This is a genomic window from Emticicia sp. W12TSBA100-4 (genome assembly GCF_040253585.1).
In the GTDB taxonomy this organism is placed as follows: domain Bacteria; phylum Bacteroidota; class Bacteroidia; order Cytophagales; family Spirosomataceae; genus Emticicia.
On the sequence record NZ_JBELAU010000014.1, the window covers coordinates 79,754 to 103,661 of the forward strand.

The 23,908-nt window shown below is 37.3% G+C and carries 22 protein-coding genes; 7 read left to right on the forward strand and 15 right to left on the reverse strand.

Features of this window, described 5'->3' with window-relative positions:
- Positions 1 to 17 precede the first annotated feature (17 nt).
- From ABR854_RS20300 to nusB, 7 genes are all read right to left on the reverse strand, one after another.
- A complete protein-coding gene (locus tag ABR854_RS20300; RefSeq protein ID WP_350267684.1) occupies positions 18 to 977 on the reverse strand; it encodes an ion channel in 960 nt (319 codons plus the stop codon).
- An 88-nt stretch (positions 978 to 1,065) separates the two neighbouring features.
- Positions 1,066 to 1,371 carry a DciA family protein gene (locus tag ABR854_RS20305; protein ID WP_350267685.1) on the reverse strand — a complete coding sequence of 102 codons (306 nt, stop codon included), beginning with the start codon at positions 1,369 to 1,371 and terminating at the stop codon, positions 1,066 to 1,068.
- Positions 1,372 to 1,481: 110 nt separating this feature from the next.
- Positions 1,482 to 2,135, reverse strand: a complete 654-nt coding sequence (locus tag ABR854_RS20310; RefSeq protein WP_350267686.1) for a YbbR-like domain-containing protein — start codon at positions 2,133 to 2,135, stop codon at positions 1,482 to 1,484.
- Between the two features lie 113 nt (positions 2,136 to 2,248).
- A complete protein-coding gene (yajC, locus tag ABR854_RS20315) occupies positions 2,249 to 2,527 on the reverse strand; it encodes a preprotein translocase subunit YajC (RefSeq protein WP_350267687.1) in 279 nt (92 codons plus the stop codon).
- Positions 2,528 to 2,576: 49 nt separating this feature from the next.
- On the reverse strand, positions 2,577 to 3,047 hold the full coding sequence (locus ABR854_RS20320; RefSeq protein ID WP_350267688.1) for a DUF1573 domain-containing protein: 471 nt from the start codon (positions 3,045 to 3,047) through the stop codon (positions 2,577 to 2,579).
- Positions 3,048 to 3,172: 125 nt separating this feature from the next.
- Positions 3,173 to 3,493, reverse strand: coding sequence for a YtxH domain-containing protein (locus ABR854_RS20325; protein WP_064198399.1), 321 nt, complete (start codon positions 3,491 to 3,493; stop codon positions 3,173 to 3,175).
- 92 nt (positions 3,494 to 3,585) lie between these two features.
- The gene (gene nusB, locus ABR854_RS20330; RefSeq protein WP_350267689.1) at positions 3,586 to 4,722 is read right to left on the reverse strand and encodes a transcription antitermination factor NusB; all 1,137 of its coding nucleotides are present in this window, start codon (positions 4,720 to 4,722) and stop codon (positions 3,586 to 3,588) included.
- Positions 4,723 to 4,888: 166 nt separating this feature from the next.
- Here nusB and ABR854_RS20335 point away from each other — a divergent pair, with 166 nt between their 5' ends.
- The gene (locus tag ABR854_RS20335; protein WP_350267690.1) at positions 4,889 to 6,400 is read left to right on the forward strand and encodes a S41 family peptidase; all 1,512 of its coding nucleotides are present in this window, start codon (positions 4,889 to 4,891) and stop codon (positions 6,398 to 6,400) included.
- Positions 6,401 to 6,498: 98 nt separating this feature from the next.
- A complete protein-coding gene (locus tag ABR854_RS20340; protein WP_350267691.1) occupies positions 6,499 to 7,956 on the forward strand; it encodes a S41 family peptidase in 1,458 nt (485 codons plus the stop codon).
- A gap of 45 nt (positions 7,957 to 8,001) precedes the next feature.
- On the opposite strand, the gene ABR854_RS20345 is transcribed toward ABR854_RS20340, so the two are convergent.
- The 3 genes from ABR854_RS20345 to ABR854_RS20355 are packed head-to-tail and all read right to left on the reverse strand — an operon-like array spanning position 8,002 to position 10,493.
- A complete protein-coding gene (locus tag ABR854_RS20345) occupies positions 8,002 to 8,361 on the reverse strand; it encodes a VanZ family protein (RefSeq protein ID WP_350267692.1) in 360 nt (119 codons plus the stop codon).
- Complete coding sequence (locus ABR854_RS20350; RefSeq protein ID WP_350267693.1) at positions 8,321 to 9,742, reverse strand: pyridoxal phosphate-dependent decarboxylase family protein; 1,422 nt, start codon at positions 9,740 to 9,742, stop codon at positions 8,321 to 8,323. The genes ABR854_RS20345 and ABR854_RS20350 overlap by 41 nt, the downstream gene beginning before the upstream one ends.
- Positions 9,743 to 9,746: 4 nt before the next feature.
- Positions 9,747 to 10,493, reverse strand: coding sequence for a hypothetical protein (locus tag ABR854_RS20355; protein WP_350267694.1), 747 nt, complete (start codon positions 10,491 to 10,493; stop codon positions 9,747 to 9,749).
- A gap of 157 nt (positions 10,494 to 10,650) precedes the next feature.
- Here ABR854_RS20355 and ABR854_RS20360 point away from each other — a divergent pair, with 157 nt between their 5' ends.
- Positions 10,651 to 11,532, forward strand: coding sequence for a LysR family transcriptional regulator (locus ABR854_RS20360; protein WP_350267695.1), 882 nt, complete (start codon positions 10,651 to 10,653; stop codon positions 11,530 to 11,532).
- 25 nt (positions 11,533 to 11,557) lie between these two features.
- Here the strand turns inward: ABR854_RS20360 and ABR854_RS20365 are convergent, their stop codons facing one another.
- On the reverse strand, positions 11,558 to 14,599 hold the full coding sequence (locus ABR854_RS20365; protein ID WP_350267696.1) for a beta strand repeat-containing protein: 3,042 nt from the start codon (positions 14,597 to 14,599) through the stop codon (positions 11,558 to 11,560).
- A gap of 529 nt (positions 14,600 to 15,128) precedes the next feature.
- On the opposite strand from ABR854_RS20365, the gene ABR854_RS20370 reads away from it, so the two are divergent.
- Entirely contained in the window at positions 15,129 to 15,476 is a 348-nt protein-coding gene (locus ABR854_RS20370) for a hypothetical protein (protein WP_350267697.1), read from the forward strand.
- A 46-nt stretch (positions 15,477 to 15,522) separates the two neighbouring features.
- On the opposite strand, the gene hisC is transcribed toward ABR854_RS20370, so the two are convergent.
- Complete coding sequence (gene hisC / locus ABR854_RS20375) at positions 15,523 to 16,569, reverse strand: histidinol-phosphate transaminase (RefSeq protein WP_350267698.1); 1,047 nt, start codon at positions 16,567 to 16,569, stop codon at positions 15,523 to 15,525.
- Positions 16,570 to 16,804: 235 nt separating this feature from the next.
- On the opposite strand from hisC, the gene hemF reads away from it, so the two are divergent.
- On the forward strand, positions 16,805 to 17,701 hold the full coding sequence (gene hemF, locus ABR854_RS20380; protein ID WP_350267699.1) for an oxygen-dependent coproporphyrinogen oxidase: 897 nt from the start codon (positions 16,805 to 16,807) through the stop codon (positions 17,699 to 17,701).
- Positions 17,702 to 17,829: 128 nt separating this feature from the next.
- Here hemF and ABR854_RS20385 read toward each other — a convergent pair whose 3' ends face one another.
- On the reverse strand, positions 17,830 to 18,699 hold the full coding sequence (locus ABR854_RS20385) for a glycoside hydrolase family 16 protein (RefSeq protein ID WP_350267700.1): 870 nt from the start codon (positions 18,697 to 18,699) through the stop codon (positions 17,830 to 17,832).
- 34 nt (positions 18,700 to 18,733) lie between these two features.
- Entirely contained in the window at positions 18,734 to 19,789 is a 1,056-nt protein-coding gene (locus ABR854_RS20390) for a LacI family DNA-binding transcriptional regulator (RefSeq protein ID WP_350267701.1), read from the reverse strand.
- 125 nt (positions 19,790 to 19,914) lie between these two features.
- Here ABR854_RS20390 and ABR854_RS20395 point away from each other — a divergent pair, with 125 nt between their 5' ends.
- Complete coding sequence (locus ABR854_RS20395) at positions 19,915 to 20,958, forward strand: DUF4249 domain-containing protein (protein ID WP_350267702.1); 1,044 nt, start codon at positions 19,915 to 19,917, stop codon at positions 20,956 to 20,958.
- 76 nt (positions 20,959 to 21,034) lie between these two features.
- Here the strand turns inward: ABR854_RS20395 and ABR854_RS20400 are convergent, their stop codons facing one another.
- Positions 21,035 to 21,616 carry a hypothetical protein gene (locus ABR854_RS20400; protein WP_350267703.1) on the reverse strand — a complete coding sequence of 194 codons (582 nt, stop codon included), beginning with the start codon at positions 21,614 to 21,616 and terminating at the stop codon, positions 21,035 to 21,037.
- A 331-nt stretch (positions 21,617 to 21,947) separates the two neighbouring features.
- On the opposite strand from ABR854_RS20400, the gene htpG reads away from it, so the two are divergent.
- Entirely contained in the window at positions 21,948 to 23,756 is a 1,809-nt protein-coding gene (gene htpG / locus ABR854_RS20405; RefSeq protein WP_350267704.1) for a molecular chaperone HtpG, read from the forward strand.
- Positions 23,757 to 23,908: the final 152 nt, after the last annotated feature.

Genomic DNA, 23,908 nt, shown 5'->3' on the forward strand with positions numbered 1-23,908 from the left:
GTGTTACTGGTTTAAAATCAAGGATTCAAAGCTACTTTATCGAAATCATGAATTTTACGCAAATCTAAAATATAACTTTCATCGCCGTTGTTTTCGAGCATTGGTTTAAACTTTGCTCCCCAAACGAGTTCATCATTGAAATAAGAATGACGTTTATGAACTGCATCAGCAAATGTATCATCAATGCCTTCGGTGGCAATCATAAATTCAGCATCGGCTTCGGCAAGAGACTCAGCTGTTTCACCGTAAAGTGGACTATCTTCGGTAATGGCGTGAACGATTGTCCAATTGGTAGGAAAAAAGTTTACTTTCGAGCGTTCGAGTGTGAGAGCATAATATTGACGATTTCTAACTCCATTCTTTTCTTCTACCTTTGAAAAAACTAAACTTACGCTCAAATTAATAATCTGATTGCTCTTTTCGTTAACCATTCTGAACATGAAAGCGTTAGTATCAAGATAAGGAGCAATGATAGCATTTCTACTAAACAAAATTCGAGGATTTGGGCGAGAAAAACGTCCATAGAGTAAGCCCGTAATGATAGCAAACATCATCAAACCACTCAAAGCCTCAATACCAGCTATAAAGCTGGCAGCAAATCCGACTGGAGCAATACGCCCATAACCAACGGTAGTGAGCGACTGTGCCGAGAAAAAGAAAGCATCCCAAAACTGAGAATGCGTATTGGTCATATCGACACCTACTAAATGCTCTACACCAATGAGGTAATATAAACCTGCAAAAACGAGGTTTAGCATTAGGTAAACGAGAAGAACAAGCAAAATAAATGTCCCCCAATGCACTGTAATCAATCGGTTATAAAGATTGAGCCAAGCTTCAAACGACTGTCCGACACGCTTTACATTAAATTGTCCAGAACCAGTGATTAGTCGAGTTTGGCGGTCGGTCATTTTTGTACCGAAGCCTAAATCCTGACGATTACGTTCTTTTTCTACAAGTGAATCTTTTTTCTTCATAAATATATTGTGTTGCAAATCTTGGGCATCGACCGCACTCTGTTAGCTAAGTTTTAAACAGAAACACAATTTTACTATAAAAAAGTTTTCAAAGAAACACAACATCATCAACCACAGACTCACCTACATCTTTATTGATGAGGTCGAGAAGCTTAGTTTTTGCCATGAAAAGCTCTTGACGAAGTGGAGAGGAGTCGATTCGGAGATATAAAACCCTATTTTTAACGTAGATTTCTTTGGTTCGAGAGGCAATTGTTGGCCCCATCATTCGACCCCAAAACGCTATCAAATAGGTTTCGTTAAAACGAGTTTTGAGGTCAAATGTTTTCAAAAATGCTTCGATGGCATCTTTCATCGGAGTAGCTTGCGAACGACGGGTGGTTTCTGATGCCATGATTGAAAGATTTGGAGTTAGATATTAGGAATTAGGGCTTAGTCTGAGAGTTAGAAATATATGTAAAAACGTTTCATAAATTCTAATTCCTGAAACCTAAATCCCGTAATTTATTTCAATAATTCAGCTACTTCAAAACTTACCAAAGCCTTTTCGACGTTTGATTTTACAAAAGTATTTGATGGTAAAGAAATGATTACTTTATCATCAAAGTTTGTGGCTAAACGCTTAGCTGGTACTTTGAGATAGATTACGTTTTCGTACTCCTTTAATACCGACTCTGGACCATCTAAAACAATCTCATTTGGTGAAATATTTATTAGACTCGATACCACAAAGTTTTTCTGTAAATCAATACCCAAACTATCCACTTTTAGCTTGATTATTTTCTTTTGTCTTCGCTCAAAATGCAAAGTTGTGGTATCTGCCAAAATATAATTTAATTTAGGTCTTTGTAGTAAATTTGTTAGCGACTCAAGTAATGATGCATTGTCTAATCTATTGATTTTCAAAGGGTTGTCAATTTCATAAACCAGCGGTGTTGCATTTGAAAACAGATTATATTTCAATAAATCCCAACCTGTACTCGACATACTTACATTCAACTGCTTGGGTAAAGGTTTGGTCGAAATGTAAAGGGAATCGTTATATTTGATGGTGAGGGGATAGTTGATTTTAGCCGAATATCCCGATTTGTTTAGAGAGTTTAGCAGCCAAATTACGAAGGCGGCCAAAAAGCACAGTACTAAGGTTCTAATATTCATTGGGTAAGTCAATAGACAGTAGTCCACAATCGACAGATACATTTATTTTCTGTTGACTATAAACTATCTATAGTGGAGCATTCCGCCGTCCGACGGAACACCACTCGTTACTATTATTTTTTTCTTGCGATAGAAGTTTTATCGAAAGTCAATCTTGCACCGCCACCTGCCGAAACAGTTACAGTTGATTCGTCTTTTGAAACGATTTTACCATGCATTCCACCGAAAGTTACGATTTCATCGCCTTCTTTCAATTCTTCAACCATTTTCTTTTGGTCGTTTGCCTTTTTTTGTTGTGGACGAATCATGAAGAAGTAAAATACTGCTATCATTCCGACCATCATCACTATCGAAAACATACCATTTCCACTCTGTGCTTGTAAAAGAATCATTATTTTAGATTTTTTGGTTAGATTATGTGCTGAAAACTCTTATTTTTTTCTACTGCGGCTTTACTGTATCTGCCATATCTTTTCCTTGCACAACTGCCGTAAAAGACAAAACAGTTTGTGGAGGGTTGGCATTAGAAAAAATTGTTACAAATTTTTTGTTTGTGCCTGCTTTCCCTTGGCTATTGAAACGCACAGTAATTTGGTCAGACTGCCCAACACCAATCGGATGGTCAGGCTTTGAGGCAACTGTACAACCACACTGTACTTGCACATCGGTAATTGTCAAAGCACTTTTACCAACGTTTTTAAACTTAAATACGTGCGAAACCGTATCACCTTCGGTAAGTGTGCCGAAATCAACTACTTCTTTATCAAACTCCATGATTGGAGCATTTGCCAAAGCGACTAATGAATCTTCTTTACTCATTCCCGTCTGGCTTTTTGAATCAATTAGGTTGCAAGAAAAATTCATTCCTGCCAAAATAATCGTTGAAGTAAGAGCTAAAAATACTTTTTTCATTTCGTATTTTAATAAATTGTATATTAGAAATTAATTATGTTTAGTTTTGAGAACCCTTGCAATTGCAAGGGTTCTCAAAATTTCATCAATCTTAAAATCGCACGGCGACCGTCTTCTAAATCCTGTTAGTTTTTTGATTTAATTTGGCTCATCAAAGACTCTACGTCTTCGAGTAATTTTTCGGCTTTTTGGCGTGCTTCGCTCACTACTTTTTGTCCTTCTGCTTTGGCCGAACTATCGCCACCAACTACTTCCATCGCTACTTCATCGCCTCTTTCGATGAGGTCGTTGATGAATTTTTGTAATTGTTCACGATATTTCGATAAACGGAATGACAGTTTATCACGAGTTACTTCGCCTTTATCGGGTGCATATAAAATACCGATGGCTGCTCCTGTGGCTACTCCAGCCAAAAATGCAATGAAAGTTCTTGATGAATTGCTCATAAAATTCAATGAGTGAATGTTTGAATGTTTGAATGAGTGAGTAAATTTCCCACTAAAACTACTTTATATTTATAGAGAACTCTTTTTTAGACTTATTTATTATCCAACATACCTCTACCGCTTTTGCGAAGTTTGCCCGATTCTTTGAGGTCTTTCGATACGCCATCTAAAATACCATTGACAAACTGTCCACTTTTTGGTGTACTATAATCTTTAGCGATTTCGATGATTTCGTTTATCGTAACCTTTACTGGAATACTCGGATAATTGAGCATTTCGACTACTGCCATTTTCAATAAAATATGGTCAGTGATGGCAATACGCTCTATTTCCCAGTTTTTGAGTTTTGGAATCAGAATTTCTTCTAAATCTTTGGTTTCAAGAATACTTTTCTGATACAAAGTTTGCAAAAATTCTTTTCTTTCGTCCCATTCGTCGTCTAAGGTAGCCAATTTTAATTTGCCTTCTTCGACTAATGCTTGAAAAGTATGCGTGACGGCCGCTCTGAGAGTTTCGATGTCATCGATCCAATACAAATCTTGTTTCTCGAAAAATTCCCAAGCAATTTCGTGCTTCAATATTACGTTTTTGAGTAGATATTTCAAAATCGCAAAATCTTCTTCAAGTGTATGATTGGTTTTCGATGTATATTCTTTGTAGCGGTCATTGCCACGAATTACTTCACGGTATAATTTAGCCACAAAAACTTGCTCATTGAGCATACTAATACTTCGACGACTACATAGTATTTCGAGTGATTTTTCTTGACGTAAAGCCTTTATAACCTGATTATCAATGAGTTTTGATTTTGCATCGCCATTGCTATCTTGATTGGCACGATTACCGAGTTCGATAAAAAGTAATAAGATTTGTAGATACAATTCATAAACTCTTTCCGCCTCGATTACCATACGGCTGGCATAATGCTGAACGTCTTTTTTGTTTTTGAGAAGATAAAATTCTTTTGCTTTTTCGACCATTCTCAACACTTCGTCGGGTGCGTCAAATTTTTCAGCTTCTTGTCGAGAAAAAGCTTCTTGAAAAAGATTTTGACCTAATTTTTTTAATCCTTCGAGTTTCTCTTTATCTTGATACTCCATCGAGTTCAAATCTGGAGAGAAGTGGTCGGCAATTAAGTCTAAAGCTAATTGGAAATTCGCACCCTCAGCTTGTTTATAAGCAAAAAGGGCTTGCATCGCACGAATCCGTATGAGGCGTCTGTTAAGCATAGGCGTTCAAAGAACTGAAGTTTTATTATGGTGCAAAATTAGTAAAAAAAATTCACAACCCCAAACGGCAGCGGCCGACCGTCACCAATGCGAAATTTGTGTTTAGTAGATAGATTATTTTGTGGCTGGTACTAAAAAATAGTTATTTTAGAGTAGATTTGAGTTTATGAAAAAAGCTAAAATGAATATAAAAGCAAGATATATTTTCTTCATACTACTGCTGATCAATCAGTTGAATGGTTTTTCGCAGACTTACACGGCTGAACAGATAAAAGAAGACCTCGTGAATCTGAAAAACGAGATTGAGAAATATCATCCAGACCCTTACAAATATATTTCAAAAGAACGATTTGCTTTCTTGCAAGACTCTTTGCTACAAAGAGTTTCGGGAAAATATTCGCTTCGTGAAGCCTACTTTACATTTTTACCCTTGGTGCAGGCCGTTGGCTGCGGACACACGCATATGTCGCCCGATCGTAGGTTGCTTTCTAAGAGTAATTCTTTTACCGAACGCCCGAAGTTCTTTCCGTTTAGTGTGCGGTATATCAACAATCAGTTGTTGGTTTCTCGTAATTATTCTGCTGATAAAAAGATTACTCGTGGCACCGAAATCTTAGAAATTGATGGTCAGCCTGTCAAGAAAATCTTAGAGCATCTCGAAAAGATTTCTTACTACAATGGCGATGGCGTAAACCCGAACGCAAGAAAATATTATGCGATTCGAGAATTCAGGAAATTGTATTATTTATGGAAAGGCGAAGAAGAAAGCTTTTTAGTAACTTATCAAAAACAAGGGCAAAGTAAGCCCAAAACGAGCAAAATAGAAGGCCAAAGTATAGATTTTATGGAGAAAATGCTCGAAACTCGCTACCCTGATGTTGATGAAGATACTACAGGAATTGTATCTTATCGGGTAATTGATTCAAGCCAAAAAGTGGCAATGGTTGATATTCGTTCGTTTATGTATGGCATGAAAGACTACGGACGTGGCACTAATTTTGAAGGTGAAACTCGTAAGATTTTCAGAAAACTGGAAGAAAATAAAATTGAAAATTTGATTTTGGATTTAAGAGGTAATTCGGGTGGAATCATTGACTATTCGATCTTCTTTTTGCGTTATTTCGCCAATCAACCATTCGATGCATACAAAATAGGTTTCAGAGATGAAGGCTTACAGCGACTCAAGCAAGATTATAAAAAATACGATGCGTATTTGGCCAAAGAGGCAGCTTCGAGGCTCAATAAAGAGTTTACTGTACGAGACGCTGAGGGCTATTTAGAAAGTAAATACCAACAAAAACAACGCCCTCACGATGAGTTTAGGTTTAATAAAAACGTTTATGTGCTGATGAACGGAGGTACGTTTTCAGCGGCTGCTTTGTTGGTTTCAAAACTTCATAACATGGGCGTTGGTACTTATGTAGGCATGACTTGCGGAGGTGCCTATGATGGTTGTTCGGCTGCTCAGTTTTCTTCAATAAAATTACCCAATACCGAATTAGAGATTTCCCTGCCTCTGGGTAGAATTTTGTATAATATTGATGCCAAAAAATATAATAAACCGATTCTCCAACCTGATTTTGAAGTAAATTCAACTCTTGAAGATTTCTTGAATAACGAAGATACGGTGCTGAAATACACCCTAAATTTGATTAAAAACAAAGTTAAGATTAGATAGTTTTATTTAGTCGACAGGCTACGGTCAGCAGTCAACAGCGAAAACCAGTAAGCAATTACCAGCAATCAGTACACTAATTTACAGTACACCACTAAACTATGCAAAAGATTTTCATTCTTTTACTGCTCCCACTTTTTTTACAAGCTCAAAAATCAAAAGATTCTTTCACTCCAGAAGAGGTTCGGGCAGATATGGCATTCTTGAAAAAACGTTTTGAAAAAATCCATCCAGGAATGTATTACTATATGAGCAAAGAAGAATATAATAAAAAGTACGATTCGCTCTATAATACTATCAATCAACCACTTAGCTATCTCGAAACGTTTCGAGTTCTATCTCGATTAGTGACAAATGTAAAAGACGGACACACAAATTTACGATACGATAAAAAACGATTTAATAAAAAAAATGCCAAGTTTGTACCTTTCTATCTTCGTAAAATTGACAAAAACTATTATTTAGCCTTGAATTATTCCGCCGACTCAACTATCATTCGAGGTGCAGAGGTTTTGGCCTTTAATGATGAACCTGTTGAACAGTTAATTCAAAAACTAAAGGTTTTTGTCTCAAGCGATAACGGTAACGAACACTCAAAAGACTATTACACAGTGAGTGCGTTTCCGACTTATTACAAAAGATATTTTGGAGAAGTAGATTCGATTAAAATCTCCTATCGTTTACCGAAAAATGATAGTGTTTTCAATAAAAAAGTAGCTTGTCAGACCAATAGTGAAATTCTAAAAATCGATAAAAAACGTTATAAAAACCTCAGTCGTCCAAATCTTTCGCTCAAAATTATGGATAGCGTTAATCATATCGCAAAACTTGACATTACCACTTTTTCAATGTCAGGAAAGTTTTTAGATGTAAGCGAGCAAAAATTCAAACGGGTTTTACGAGCCAGATTCAAAACAATCAAACAACTAAAAGTTGAGCATTTGATTGTTGATTTTAGAGCAAATGGTGGTGGATTTATTCCTAATGTTTCACGTTTGCTGAAATATCTTTCACCAAAACCCTTTACTTTAGTCGATACGGTGGCTTTTAAGAAAAAGGCCTATTTTGCAATTTTCAAGCCTTATTATTTTGGTCCACCAGTCACGATGTGGCTGGGTTTTATGAAGCGTGATGGTGAATTTATGTATCGAGTAAACAAACGAAACGACAGACATAAACCCGAAAAAGCATTGGCTTACAGAGGAAAAACATACTTCATAACCGACCCTGGTTGCTATTCGGCAACTACTTTTACAATTAATCTGGCCAAAGATTTAGGAATCCCCGAAAAAATAATTGGTCAACAAGTCGGTGGGGCTACTTGGGGAAGTTTTGCTGTGAATTGGCAAGATTTTAAGCTACCCAACACAAAATATATTGTACATACGCCACTGATGAAAATCAACCATAATTTACCCAATAAAGTAAACAAGGATTTTTTCGTTAAACCTGATTATGAGGTAAACCGAAACCGTGAAGAATTACTGAAAAATAATACAAGCGTGATTGATTTTACGGTGGAAATGATTCGGCAGAGCAAGGCGTTGAGAGAAAGGTAAAGAATATTTTTCAGTAGTTTCAGATAAAATATGACACTTTTTTTACTACTTTATTTTGAAAACTGTTGATAAGTAAAATAAAAACAAACCAATTAGAACCCCAATACCATCAGCCAGTGCATCATACCAATCAAAACTACGATGAAAAGATGTTGGTAATGAACCTTGCCAAAACTCAATCAAGATTCCGTAAATAATGCCTAAAATAAGTGTTTTAGCATAGTTTTTAAAGGCAAATTGCCAGCAAAAAGCACATCCTGCAAAGGCTACAAAATGGGCAGTTTTATCGTTCCCTTTGGGCAATTGCTCACTTGGCATTGTACAAAGCACAAAAATGACAAGCGTAATAACAAAAGCTAAATATTTATTCTCCAGAAATTTGATTGCCAATTCTTTCAATTTCATCTAAAAGTGCGTTTAGGTCGGTTTCGGTTGTGAGTGGATTCATCAACGACACACGAAGATAAACGTTTTCTTTTAAAGTTGTTTGTACAATATAGAAATTACCTTCTTGCAAAAGCTGCTTTCTGATGCTTGAGTTGAGGTCATTTAAGTTGGTGTCTAACGAAAGTAATCTAAAACAAACAATATTGCTTTCAGGCTCAATGGCTAATTCAAAGTTAGGTCGTGTTTTTATCAAATCGGCAAATTTTTCAGCCAAACCATGTAAATATTCTACGTTTTCAGTGAAAATCTGCTCGCCGTGAGCTTTCAAAATTGAATAGATTTTTAGACTCATCATCAATTTTGTACATTCAAAAGTACGTTTTCCTGAATTAAACCAATCTTTTGAGTGTTGATTTGCCCATAAATATTGTGCTTTTTGTTGGAAAGTCTTGAAAGCATCTTCATCACGCTTAAAAATCAATGCCGTAGCCAATGCAGGTGTCATCAACATTTTGTGCCAATCAATTACCACCGAGTCGGCTTGTTCTATGCCCTTCACTTTATGTTTGTATTTTTCGGAGAAAATAACCGCTCCACCATGAGCTCCATCGGCATGGAACCAAAGATTGTGCTTTTGTGCAAAAACTGCAATTTCTTCTAAATTATCATAGCTTCCCGTCGAGGTTGAACAAGCACTACCTACAATACAAATCACCTTAAAACCCTTTTCAGTAGCTTCGTTGTAGTATTTTTCTAATAAATCGGTTCGGATTTGTAACTTCTCATTTGTCGGAACTTTTATGATTCCTTCGCTGCCCATTCCCATAATTCGGGCGGCACGGTCGATGCAATAGTGGGCTTCTTCCGAAACCATGACCGCCAACTTTTCACTTGTTCCTTCTTCCCAAACATCAGTTTTAGCGGCACGTGCAGCCAAAAGTGCTGTAAGATTGGCGAGTGTTCCGCCCGAAGTTAGTAAGCCACTGGCATTTTTATCAAATCCTATTTTCTTGGCCAATAATTCTGATAAAATTCTCTCCAAAGGATTCGACACTAAACCCATTTCATAAACTGCCATGCCATTATTGAGCAAGCCCGACAGCATACTGGCTATTGCCGTAATGGGCAGCGGTGGCGTAACCTGATGCCCCATATAACGTGGATGGTGCAAATGGGTTGATTTTTCGATAGTTTTCTTGAAAAAATCTTCAATATTTCCTGCTCCTTGCTTGTAGTCTGCCTGCCAAAAAGCCAACGATTCCTCGGGTTCTTGGTATGGAATTACACTCGTAATCGTCTGATTTTGAGCATATTCCAGATAGTCAGCCAATAAATCGACTAAAGTATGGGCATTTTGGCGAAAAGAATCGGGCGAAAAAGCCTTTTGAAGATTTGTCATTTTTTTAGAAATCAAAATTTAAACCAATATTCCAATTAAAATCACTTTTGGGTGTCACGATGAGCGGTTTTACAGCTTGCATCGACACCGAAAATGGTAAGTTTTTATACGACCAAACGGCAATTCCAGAAGCAAATAATCCTTTAAACGGAATGCTATTATCAATATAAAATAAGTTGGGTTTGAGTGCTAACTTTACCGAATTTGAGATACGAATTTTACTAATATTTGCTGAAAGGCTGTAAAAAAGTCCGTATTTTACAGCATCTATATCAATACCTTTCGTGTACCAGCACAATGCTTGGATGCTCGAATTTTCGGAAATTTTATACGTTGTTGCTGCTTCAAATTCCAAATATTTATTGGCTCGTTGCACTTCAAATGTTTGTGCATTTTCGGTGACGCTGGTTCGTTTGAAAAATAAAGACCAGTTAATTCCCATACGAAAGGTAAATTTTTTGTGTGGAAATTGTACTCTCAACCAGCTATTCGAAACCCAAGGTTTGCCATCAATGCCGTAATTGAAGGCAGGTGAAAACGAAAAGTTACCTTTTCTAATAGAAAAACCTGTCATGAGTGCGGGTTTTCCGAGTGCAAATGCTGGTACGGGCGAAATACCATTGTTGGTGAGCTGCACGTTTCCCAAAAACTGAATCGGTGATTTTTGGGTTTGAATCGAATCTTTTTTATCTTCCGAAAAAGCCCTAAAAGTAATAAAACAAGTTAAAAAAGTAAATAATAGTGGTTTCATTTGTTTGTTGAGAAAGTATAATGAAGCGATTTATGGTAGTACTTTGGTTTCAAGCGTTTATTGTAAATACTACTATTTGTCAATACAAAACAATCACTTATTTTTGATAACAAAAAATACTTAATTTTGATTATTTGATGCCAAAAATGAATCAATAATGGATTTTAGAACAATTGAACACTTTTTAAAACTTTCTGAAACGCTAAATTTCAGAAAAGCAGCCGACGAAATATACATTGCTCAACCTGCCCTCAGCCGACAAATAATGGCTTTGGAAGAAGAATTGGGCGTAGTTTTATTTGATAGAAATAAGCGAAATGTGGCTTTGACAACTGCTGGAGAATACTTTAAGGAAGAATGTGAGCGGATTTTAGAAGATTTTGAGCGAGTAAAACAGCGGACTTTTCAGATTCATAAAGGCGAAGGTGGTGAAATAAAAATAGCTCATTCGAGTTCGTCGATGCAGTTTTTATTACCGAATATTTTGGCAAAAATTCAAGCCGAAATGCCTTTAATGAAAACAAATTTGAACGAAACAACCAACCTCTATGGCATCAATGCTTTAATAAACCGCACGATTGATGTAGCGTTTGGGCCAAACATGATAGTGCCGAAAGAGCTAAACGCTCGCACAATTTATGTAGAAAACTTTGTGATAATTCTGCCACAGAATCATCATTTAGACACAACAAACTTTGAGTCGTTGGCACAATTGGCCGATGAGAATTTTATTTTACCACCTCGAAGCGAAAGTTCGGGCTACGTAGAAAGTCTCGAGGCTCTGTGCCAATCGTATGGTTTTATTCCGAAAGTGGCTTATCAATCAGGTAATTCAAATACAGTGTTGCGATTGGTTGAAGCGGGTCTGGGAATCTCAATTGAGCCAAAATCGGCATTGAGTGGGCAAAATATGAATGTGAAGTTTATCGAATTAAACAATATTTCTTTGAAATCATCAATGTTGATGCTTTGGCTGCGTGGCAGAGAGAAAGAACTAAAACCTTTCTTTGAGATTGTGGAGAAAGTAATGAGTTTGTAGTGATTCACTCATTACTTTCATAATTTTATTGACATCCAGCAATGTTTGCCATAAAAACACTTTGGCTATCGGCCGAAAATCCGCTATTTAGCGTGATTGATTTTCCTGCACGGTATTCAATTTGGCTCGTTGCTGCCAGCTTTTGAGTACTGGTAATTTGAGTTGAATTGTAAACTTGAGTTGTTCCGCTTGATACGTTTCCGCCAAGCGTTATGGGTGAGCCTTGAACACTCAATGTAATGAAATTGGTTTCAATAGCACTACAAGCACCAGTTATCAAACATTTATATTTATAGTTGTTGAGTGCTGCATTAGCAAGAATTATGAGATTATCTGTGCTGATTCCAGTGTATGGGGCAGTATTTGGCACATTATTATAAGTTTGACCATTATCGGTGCTAAATTGCCATTGGTAAGTTAAGCCCAGACCCGTAACAACAATTGGAATGTTTATTTGAGTAGCATCGCAAGTAGCTTTATTAGTAGGAGGTGTACTTATTATTGGCCCAGAAACGATATTTATGCTCAAAGTAGCGGTTGAGATTTTATTAAAATTATCTGTAACCGAAACTGAGAAAGTTGCGTTGCTTGCCAAGCAGCTTGCCGCAACATCGGCTATGATTTCACCATTTGAATTGACAGAAAGGTTTGAGATGGTGATGCCATTTTGAGTGGCCGATGTGGTGCCGTTCACTTTTGAAATTAAAGTATTGGCTGCTTGATTGCCATCAAATGCCGTTAGTATTTTAGTATTGTTCGTAACGCCTATGCCGTGATTTAAACTAAAGTTAGTAGCTACTGGTGGACAATTATTAAGTAAAACTGACAAACTTCCAGTATTTCCGTTGCTGCCGATATTGGCAGAGATAAAATCTAATGAGCCATCTTGATTAAAATCGCCTGAAATTAATGAACCTGGCTGCAAACCAACCGAAAAATAGTCAGTACCTAAAGTGTTTGGAGTTATAAACGAACCACTGCCATTATTATAGAGCAAATAGGTATAAGATTGGGTATTGGCTGGTGAAATAATTAGTTGAGAGGTGGCAAGAATATCATAGAAACCATCGGCATTGAAATCGTTGACGGTGACACCATTCATTTTTGCCGCAACAGTTTTTGCCGTTACGCCAAAAATACCATTGCCATTATTGGTTAAAATTGAAATTGTGCTTTCTCCGTAATTAGCCGTCACTAAATCAAAATCGCCGTCAATATCAAAATCGCCAGTGGCAATATCTCGGCAATTTAATCCAACTACATATTCAGTCGCTACCGAAAAAGACCCCGTTCCCGTGCCGAATGCCACACTTACATTGTTGGTTGTATAGTTGGCTGTGGCAATATCTAAAAAATCATCGTTATTAAATTTTCCGACAACTATACAACGAGGCAAAAGGTCGGTATTGACCGCTACCAGATTACTGAAACTTACAACACCCCCAACTGTTGTGTTCAAGAAAATTTGTATACGATTACTGTTCGCCATTGTGATAGCTACATCGGGTTTTCCATCTTGATTGAAGTCTCCAGTAGCTGCCGAAGTTGGCGTACGGATAGTGTTGTATGCAGTTGTACTGACCGTAAAATTACCCAATCCATCATTGATTAAAATAACTAAATCGCCAAAATCAGACTCGGCCATGATGGCATCTTTATCGCCATCATCATCAAAGTCGGCAGCAACTACTGGAATATTATTACCCAACGAAGCTCGTGTTGAAATGGGCGTTCCGCCCGTGAAACCACCGTTTCCATTGCCTAAAAATAGGCTGTAAGCAGCAGTTGTACCGTTTTTTGAAGGAATGATAATATCCAAAATCCCGTCGTTATTGAAATCGGCATTAGCTAAATGATAGTCACCTGCTGCCGATTGTGGCGTAAATGCCTGTGGCACATTCCCTGTTGAAACTGGTGAAGCACTTGAAGGATCAAAATGTCTGCCTGAGCAGTTGTTTCCTGCAATTTTTAAAACTATTTCTTTACTTTTCGAGCAAGCAATACCGTTTTTGGCTACAATAGTAAAATTGAAAATTCCTGCTTCGCTTGGCGTGCCGCTGATTTGCCCAGTTGAAGCACTCAGAGTTAAGCCTTTGGGCAACTGCCCGATTGGAATAGAAAAAATATAAGCATCTGCGGGCGAAACGCTAACTGTTTGATTATAAGCAATATTTATTGTGCCGTTTGAGATATTACCCAGGGTCATGATTGGGCAAACGGTAGTACTAATATTTGTAGAAAAACTACTCAGTTGGTTTACACTTCCGCTGTATGTAGCAAAAACTGTGTGTATGCCAACCGCAAAATTTGTTATCGTCAGCGTTGCTACCCCAACATTATTCACAGTCACTGCTGTTTGTTCAATTCCATCAATCGTAAAAACAACGCTTCCAGTTGCCACACAGGTTTTATTGGAGTTGATAGACGCACTGTAAGTAACCGATTGACCGACTAAAATATTGGCATTTGTTTGAGTAAGTACAACCGAAGTCGGCGATTTATCGACAAGTAAGGAGCCGTTTACGTATGTTATCGTATAATTTGAACTGCTTAATGTGCTGGTGTTGAGGTTATTCACGTAAGTGCCAGCGGGAGCAGGGGCGGTTGTTCCGTAGTCACAGATTAATGTTCCTGTAAGCGAACCCGCATTATCATTGTTTTTAAAACCGCTGTAACTTGCCGCACAAACAGGAAATGCGTCGCAATAAGTGATGGTTTTATTTTGTCCAGTAATTGTCAGCGGAGCTTTATTGATTGTAAGCGTAAAACTTGCATCGGTTGACCCCGAATTATCAGTTGCTCGGTTTGTAATCGTATAAACACCAGCAGGGGCAGTAGGTTCTACATTAATATCGCCATTATTCACATTAACTGAAATGTGTCCGACCAAAGCCGTAGGAATATTCTGAAGAGCATAAGTGCTATTTTGACTCGTTGCCGTTGCTCTGATTCTTGTTACATCGCCATAAACCATACTGGTATTTTGGTAGCTCAGGGTCGGTAAAAACGCAAAAGAACATAGCGGCACTAAAAGTATAATAAATAAATAGGTTAGTTTAGTTTTCATTTTATAGTTTGGTAAATAATAGAGGATAAAGCGAATACGTAAAATGAAGTTAGAAGGTTGTGTATAAATAAAAAAATCTTAACTTAAAGACCTTAATGCTGATGGTTTAACTTCTTGGGTGAGAGAAAGACTTAAAGCCTTTCGTTGAGATTGTGGAGAAGGAGATAGATTTACTCAGCTTTTTTAATGGTGACAAATAAAAACCTGTAAGCTTGATAATAAATATTCTTGTTTGAGATGATTTTACCGTTTAATCTCACACTGTTAAAGTGAAAATTTGAAAATATTTTCCTCGAAACAAATTAAATATTGGATACTGTTTTTCGTTTTGAGTATATAAAATCCACTTATTATGAAAAGACTTTTCTGCTTTTTTTGTATCTGCTTTATCGCTTTTGGCTGTAATTCATCAAAGGATAATTCAATTATGCCGAGTCTGACGAGGGAAATTGATAAGATAGACGACTACAACACTCAGTTTAATACTACTTTTACTGAGAGCCAGATGTATTGCTTGTACACGAATTCTATGAAAACCTTTATTGATAAATCAAGTAGTAATTCTGTCTATGAATTCTTTACTTTTCTTGAAAATGAAGAAAAATACAAAGAACTTTTTACTTGCAGCACCTTAAAAAAGGAACTTCCGAGTATTGACTTTTCAAAAGATATATTAGTCTTAGGTTTTACAAATAAGTGCCGTAATGTTGATGGTATAAGGCAATATTTAGTGAACGAAGATAACGGAATATTGACAATCAATATTGTAACAAGAGGTCAGAGAGAAGGTGGAATGGGGATAGGATTTATTACCAAAGTTAAGAAGACAGATAAGAATAACATCCGAGTAAAATTTTTGTATAGCTACACAAATTAAAGTTGTCCACTCATAGTTTTGTTTGCTCTATGAGTGGATGTTTACCTTAATATTTCTTCAAAGCCTTCAAAAGTATTTCATTTTCCTTTTTTGTACCGACCGAGATGCGGATACAATTTTCACACAAAATAACGCTTGAACGAAGGCGAGTAATGATTTTTTGTTCAATTAGGTAATGGAAAATAGCATTAGCGTCAGTGAATTTTACCAAAAGTTGGTTAGAATCTGATGGAAAAATGTGCTTTACGATGCTTAAATCGGCCAATTTTTTATGCAGATGCTCACGCTCTTTAAGCACTTGTTTTACATACTTATCTTTTTTCTCTTCTTTCCCCAAAGCAGCATAGAGTAGTTTTTGGGTTACGCCGTTTAGATTATAAGGATACTTAATTTTATTCAGAATCTTGATAATTTCCTCCGAAGCAAAGGCCATTCCCAAACGTAATGCCGCCAATCCCCAAGCTTTAGAGAATGTTTGCATCACAACCAAATTTGGATATTTATCGAGTAGCTGAGTAAAAGATTCTTCTTTGGCAAAATCAATGTAGGCTTCATCTACCACGACCAAGCCAGTGGTGAAATTATCTAAAATATGTAGAATCGAAGCTCGCTCAATAATATTACCCGATGGATTATTGGGAGAGCAAATCCAGATAATTTTTGTATTTGCATCAGCCGTTTCGAGTACCTTTTTCGTATCTACTTGAAAGTAAGGCGTAAGTGGTACTTGTTTTACGGCAACGTTCTGCACATCGGCACAAACTTTATACATGCCGTAGGTGGGTGGCAAAATCAAGATATTATCTTGCTGAGGCTCGCAAGTGGCACGAATAACTAAATCAATGGCTTCATCTGAGCCATTTCCCAAGAAAATTTGCGTTGGACGCACTTTCTTAATTGTAGCCAATTTTTCTTTTACAACCGACTGATAAGGGTCAGGGTAGCGATTATAATTTCCCGAAATTACCGAACCAAATGGGTTTTCGTTGGCATCGAGAAATGTACCTTCCGAACCCGAATACTCATCACGAGCCGATGAATAGGGTGTGAGCGAAAGAATATGTGGACGAATAACTTTACTTAATGAAAACATGAGGCGAATGACGATTTACGAATGACGATTTACGATTTACGAATTTCAGTTCGATAGCGTATCTTACATCATTGCAATTTTTATGAATATTGAAAGTACTTGTTTGGTAGTTAAAATACTGATATTAAGGGTTTTGAAGAATTCGTAATTCGTAACTCATAATTCGTAATTACATTAATCTTTAAAACTTTTAAATCTTAATTCTAACTTTGTTACAAAATTTCAAAAGAATCTTATGTTATCCAAAGAAAATATTGCCGAATACTTCAAAACCCTCCAAGATACCATTTGCCAAGCCCTCGAAGCTACCGATGGAAAAGGCAAATTTCAAGAAGATAATTGGCAGCATCATAGCGGTGGTGGTGGTCGAACTCGTGTAATTGCCAACGGAAATATCATCGAAAAAGGCGGTGTGAATTTTTCGGTCGTTACGGGAGAAACCTCTGATGCTTTGCAAAAACAGCTAAAACTCGAAGAAAAAGCAGATTATTTTGCAACTGGCGTAAGTATTGTGCAGCACCCTATTAGCCCGATGGTACCGATTATCCACATGAATGTTCGTTATTTCGAGATGTCAAATGGTATTTCTTGGTTTGGTGGTGGTATTGACCTTACACCACACTATGTAGTTGACGAAGATGCTCGCTGGTTTCATGAGCAACTAAAAAATGCTTGTGATAAGCACGATGCCGATGCATATAAAAAATATAAGGAATGGGCCGATAATTATTTTTATATTCCGCACCGCCAAGAAACTCGTGGAGTAGGTGGAATTTTCTTTGATTATTTGAAATCACAAGACGCCACAGAAAAAGAAAAAACTTTTGATTTCGTAAAGTCGGTAGGCGAATCCTTTGCTCCAATTTATACGCATTTGATGGCAAAAAATGCTCAGATTCCGTTCGGAGAAGAAGAAAAAACATGGCAAATGCTGCGTCGTGGACGTTATGTAGAGTTTAATTTGGCTTGGGATAGAGGCACAAAATTTGGCCTCGAAACTAATGGCCGTACCGAGTCGATTTTGATGAGTTTGCCGCCTGTGGCCAATTGGGTTTATGATTACAAACCACAAGCCAATAGCCCCGAAGAACGTACGTTGAGCTTACTGAAAAAAGGTATTGATTGGATATAGATAATGTTTAATTATGAATGATTAATGGTGAATGTAATAAAAATCCCTCTGAAAATCTTTTCAGAGGGATTTTTATTGTCCTGTTTGTTAAACTGTGGACTTGTGGACTGTTGACCATGGACTAACTTCTACTTGACTGCTGGATAAACTCTTACGTAGTCAACCTCCATACGTTGCGGAAAAATGCTATCATCAATGCCTTGTTGGCCACCCCAACTGCCACCAACGGCAATATTGAGTAAGATATGAAATTTCTTATCGAAAGGCCACTCCTGCCAAAGTTTACTTGGGCGATTGAATGTAAAATAAGGTTTTCCATCGAGTTCAATCGTTATTTTGTCTGGTAGCCATTCGCAGGCATACACATGAAAATTATCCGATACATCACTTTCGGCCACAATATTATTGCCTTTATTCGTACCAATACTGTGATTAAATGCTTTCGTATGAATATTTCCATGAATACGATTTTGGTCGAAACCTACGTGTTCGATGATGTCGATTTCTCCATTATCGGGCCAGTATTGCGTTCCGTAGTTTTGCTCAGTAGCCAGCATCCAAGCGGCAGGCCATGTGCCACGCCCTTTAGGTAGTTTAGCTTTTATTTCAATTCTACCGTACAAAAAATCGCCTTTTCCTTTACTAACCAAGCGAGCAGAAGAATAATTACGGCCTTCGTACCTTTCTTTGATGGCTTCAATAATCAATTTCCCATCTTCCACACGGGCATTTTTTAGTTCTTTCGAGTAGTACTGGCTTTCTTGATTTCCCCAACCATCGCCACCAATGTCATAGCCCCATTTTTTTGAGTCAGGTAAGCCCTTATAATCAAATTCATCCGCCCAAACGGGTGCCGATTTATCAATTTTGTATTCCACTTCTACTGTTGGTATAGTGGGCGTACTGACGGGTATTGGTGCTTCGTTTGGCTGTTTTTGACAAGCCACATATAGCAGTAATACAGCCGTAGAAGTGAAAATTAAGATTTGCTTTTGCATTATTTTGTTTTTAGGTTGAATGAGTTATTAGAATTTATCTTCTCGAAGACTCCCGAATAACAAGTTTTGAAGATAAAACTTTGCTATCCAATACTTTATTGTTTAGCTGGCCCAAAAGAAGTTCTGAAGCTTCTAAGCCAATTTGCCGACTTTGACGCTGTACCGAACTCAGCGGTGGACAAAAATATTGAGCGATGGGTGAATCATCGAAACCAACAAGTGCAATTTCCTGCGGAATATGCAGATTACGTTCTCTGATAACTGACATCGCTCCGATACAAACATGGTCGTTGACACCAAAAATAGCATCGGGTCTTTCGGGCAAATCAAGCAGATATTTAGTTGGCTCGATGGCACTTTCAACTTCAAAATTTGTCGTGCAAACTAAAGTTTCTTCTACTGGTAAATTATGTTTTAGCAAGCAATCTCGGTAGCCGTTGAATCTGTATTCTGACACCGTCAAACCTTTTGGTCCACGCAAATGTGCAATTCTCTTACACCCGATTTCTATCAAATGCTGAGTAGCCATAAATGCACCGTCATAATCATCAACGATTACGCCATTGGCCAAAGCGGCATCGTATTTTCGGTCGATATACACCAACGGAATATCTCTTCTAATAACTTTTTCGATATGTTCATAATGCCCGCCATCGTAAGTTTCTTGCGAAATTGACAGAAAAATCCCATCAACTCGATTAGCCAGCAGGCGTTCGATGTATTGTTTTTCGAGTTCGTAACTTTCGTTGGTTACACAAATATTGAGCAAATATCCGAGTGGCTGAAAAGTAGATTGTAGTCCTTCGAGCATCGATGATTCATGAAAATGATTAATATTCGGCAGAATTACGCCCAATGTTTTTGACGATTTATTGAGTAAACTCAACGAAATGATGTTTCGCTGATAGCCCATTCTTTCGGCGTATTCCTGAATCGTCTTTCGGGTTTCTTCATTAATCACGGGGTTATCGTTCAATGCCCTTGAAACTGTTGAAGGCGAGCATTTAAACTTTCTTGCTATGTCTTTAATCGTGATTATTTGAGAGTTACCTTTCACAGCGGCCAAAATCCTTGTTAATCTTATTCGCAAAGGTATATTTTTGATTCATATTTTTATGTTTTTTCGTAAAAATTTGCGTAGGACTTCAGTAATTCGGTTAAAATCTCTCTAATTTTGTTTATACCTAAATTACTGATTTATAGCCTACTAAACCAATGTCAAAGCACAAACAAATACTTTTTACTCTACTGACCGTTTGGGCTTGTGCTTGTGTCGAACCTTTTGAAACACTCTCCGAAAACTCACTCAATAAGTTGGTAGTTGATGCCACACTTACTGACGAAGACATTCAGCAAAAAATTAGTATTCATCAATCAGTTGCTAAAGAGGATGTTGTCTTTCGTGAGCCAATTACTAATCTGAAAGTCGATATTTTGGTCAATCGAAAAGAAATGATTTCGCTGACCCATCAAGGAGAAGGTATTTATGCTTTGCCCGAAAATTTTAGAGCAAAAAATGGAAATTCGTACAAAATTATTTTTCAGAAACCAGATGGCACAAAATACGAATCAACTGAGCAAATAATGCCAAAAGGTATAAAAGTTGACAGACTTCATGACGAATTTGTGGCAGATGGAATTAATAAAGAATCTGGTAAAGTTCCAAGCAATAATCTATACGTCGATTTTCAAGATCCTGCCAACGAACAAAATTATTATACTTGGTCTTGGACACTCTGGGAACGTCAGTTTGTGTGTCACACAGAATTTTCGGTCGATTATTATTGCCGCCAAAACTGCTGGGAAATTTTACGGAATGACACTTGGAATATTTTTAGTGATATTTATTCAGATGGTAAGCCTGTTCTTAATAAACTCGTTGCTCAGATTCCATATTATAATTACGATGGTGCTTTGGTTGAAATCAAACAACTGGCTATTTCAGAAGAGGCATATAGGTTCTTAAAAATACTTTCTGAACAAACCGAGCGAACAGGAACTTTGGTCGATACGCCCCCTGCTGCCATCATCGGAAACGTACGTAATCTAACGAATTCCAGTGAACCAGTTGCTGGCTTCTTTATGGTGGGAAGTGCAAATACCATTAATTATTGGCTTAATCGAGAAAACGCACAAGGTAAAGCAACGCCTGTGGGCTTACTCGGCCGAAAACCCAATCCTAATAGTTTTGGAGCAACCGCAATTTGTATCGAAGGCCCAACACGAACGCCACAAAAACCTTTGTGGTGGAGGGAATGAGAATATAAAAATGTGGCACACCTTGAAGGATGTGCCACATTTCGTTCGCAAAAAGAAGAAAATCAGTAGCCAATCCTTATTCCTGTCTCAAACCACCACCAAAGAAAATTCCCATCTTGATAGTGAGGTGATTTTGATTAAGGTCAATTTTTTGTCCGTCAATTAGATTTCTTTGACCAAAAATAAAATTATAATCAGCTGAAAATCTGAAATGCCATAAATCAATGCCTATACGTGGCGAAACCCCAAATTTGCTACCACGAGCCAAATCAGGATACATTTCGCCTTGGCTATACGATGCTGCTGTTGGTCGGTAAAGTCCAGCTCCAAGTCCAACTGTTGGGCGGAAATGACCTTCGCCGATATGATAATCTGAAATGGCCAGAAGCGAACTTACCCAGCCCAATGAGCCTCCGTTGTCTGATGAAGCATTTACTTTTAAACGTCCCAATACAGTTCCTTCCAAACGCAAGCCTACTGATAAATTATCATTGACTAAATATTTTGGTTCGGTATAAATTCCCAAGCCAAAACCATAGTTCTTAGGTCGAGCGTAGTGCATACCAATATCCCATCTGAACGGCGTATGATATTCGGCTTGAGCAAAAGATTCTGAAACAATAGCAAGAAATGAACAAATAATAAGAAATTTTTTCACGGTTGTTTTTGTGGTTGGTTTTAATAAAACTAATTAACCGAATAAACATTATTTTGAGCAAAATTAGTATAAAACCTTACATAATTATTTTTAGTCAGTTCGTAGAAAATATTAAAACGATGAACGATGTTTAGCGAGTTAATCAGCCTTGAACTATACTTTTCAAGCAGTCTATGGTGGACTATTGACTGCCGACTGTTAACTTATATCTGACAATCTGTCAGTTTTTTGTGCTTTGGAACAGCCTTTGATGAGATAGGTTTCGCTGACTTTTTCATGTAAAAACGTCTGTTTTGCATTATTCACTTTACATTATACATTAAAACATATTATGGTAGCTGAAAAAGGTACAATTTCGATTAACACGGAAAATATTTTTCCAATCATTAAAAAGTTTCTTTATTCTGACCACGAGATTTTCTTACGTGAGTTAGTTTCAAATGCCGTTGATGCCACACAAAAATTAAAAAAATTGTCTTCAATGGGTGAATTCAATGGTGAATTGGGCGATTTGACTATCAAAGTTTCGGTTGATAAAGAAGCAAAAACAATTACTATTTCTGACAAAGGAATTGGTTTGAGTGCCGAAGACATTAAAAAATACATCAATCAAATTGCATTTTCTGGTGCGAAGGAGTTCTTAGAAAAATACAAAGATACGCCAGATACAAACCAAATCATCGGTCAGTTTGGTTTAGGTTTTTACTCGGCATTTATGGTGTCGGAAAACGTAGAAATTATCTCAAAATCGTTCCGTGATGACGCTCCTGCTCGTTGGGTTTGCGATGGTAGCACCGAGTTTGAAATCACCGAAGCCGAAAAAGCAGAGCGTGGAACTGACATCATCTTGCACATTGCGGCCGACTCAGAAGAGTTCTTAGATAATTTCAGAATCAGCGGAATTCTTGAAAAATACGCTAAATTCTTACCAGTAGAAATCGAATTTGATGGAAAAGTAATCAATAATCCAAATCCAATTTGGACAAAATCTCCGTCAGAATTAACCGATGAAGACTATAAAGCTTTCTATAAAGAATTATATCCTTTTGGCGAAGAACCACTTTTCTGGATTCACCTCAACGTTGACTATCCGTTCAACTTAACGGGTGTGTTATACTTCCCGAAAATTAAGAAAGACTTCCAGCTGAATCGTGATAAAGTACAATTATATAGCCGTCAGGTTTTCATTACTGACGATGTAAAAGACGTTGTTCCAGAATTCTTGCAGATGCTTCATGGTGTGATTGATTCACCAGATATTCCGCTCAACGTTTCCCGTAGCTATCTGCAAGCTGATGGTAATGTGAAGAAAATCAATTCACATATCACTAAAAAAGTAGCTGATAAACTACAAGAAATCTTCCGCAACGACCGAACAGGTTTTGAAGAAAAATGGGAAAGTGTGGGTGTGTTCGTGAAATACGGAATCGTATCGGATGATAAATTCTACGACCGTGCAAAAGAATTTATCTTATTGAAAAATGCTGGTAATAAACATCTTACACTCGACGAATACCGTGAGAAAGTACAGGCAGTTCAAACTAACAAAGATGAAAGTGTGGTGTTCTTATATGCCAATGATGTAAACCAGCAAGATGCATTTATTGCATCGGCCAAAAAGCGTGAATATGATGTTTTAGTGATGGATTCACCTTTGGATGCCCACTTTATCAACGCTTTAGAATCGAAACTCGAAAAGACAACGTTCAAGCGTGTTGACTCTGACAGCATCGACAAATTGATTGATAAAGGCTTGAACCTCGAAAGCGTTTTGAGCGATGATGAGAAGAAAAAAGTAGAAGAGTTATTCAAGGAAGTTGCAGGTGCAAATACGATTCAGTTAGAGTCGCTTCCAGCGGATGAAGTCCCTGTAACAATAGTACAGCCAGAATTTATGCGTCGTTGGAAAGATATGCAACGCATCAGCGGCCAAGGTGATATGTTTGGCTCAATGCCAATGCCGAATAATGTGGTAATTAATTCAAACCACAGTTTGATCGCTAAATTGCTAAAAACAGAAGATGCAGGTGCTCAAAAAGCTCTAACGAAGCAATTATACGATTTAGGATTATTAGCTCAAGGAATGTTGACTGGTGCTGATTTGACTAAGTTTGTAGAGCGTACAGTAGCGGCTTTGTAAAACAACAAATAAAAATTTTCTATATAAGAGACTGTCTCGAAAAGGGCAGTCTCTTTTTTTGGTATCATACAATTCAGGAATTAACTTGGCCAATTTATTGCAAATGTATTTTTGTTTCAGAATTGTATGTAGAAAACATGTAATGGAGATAA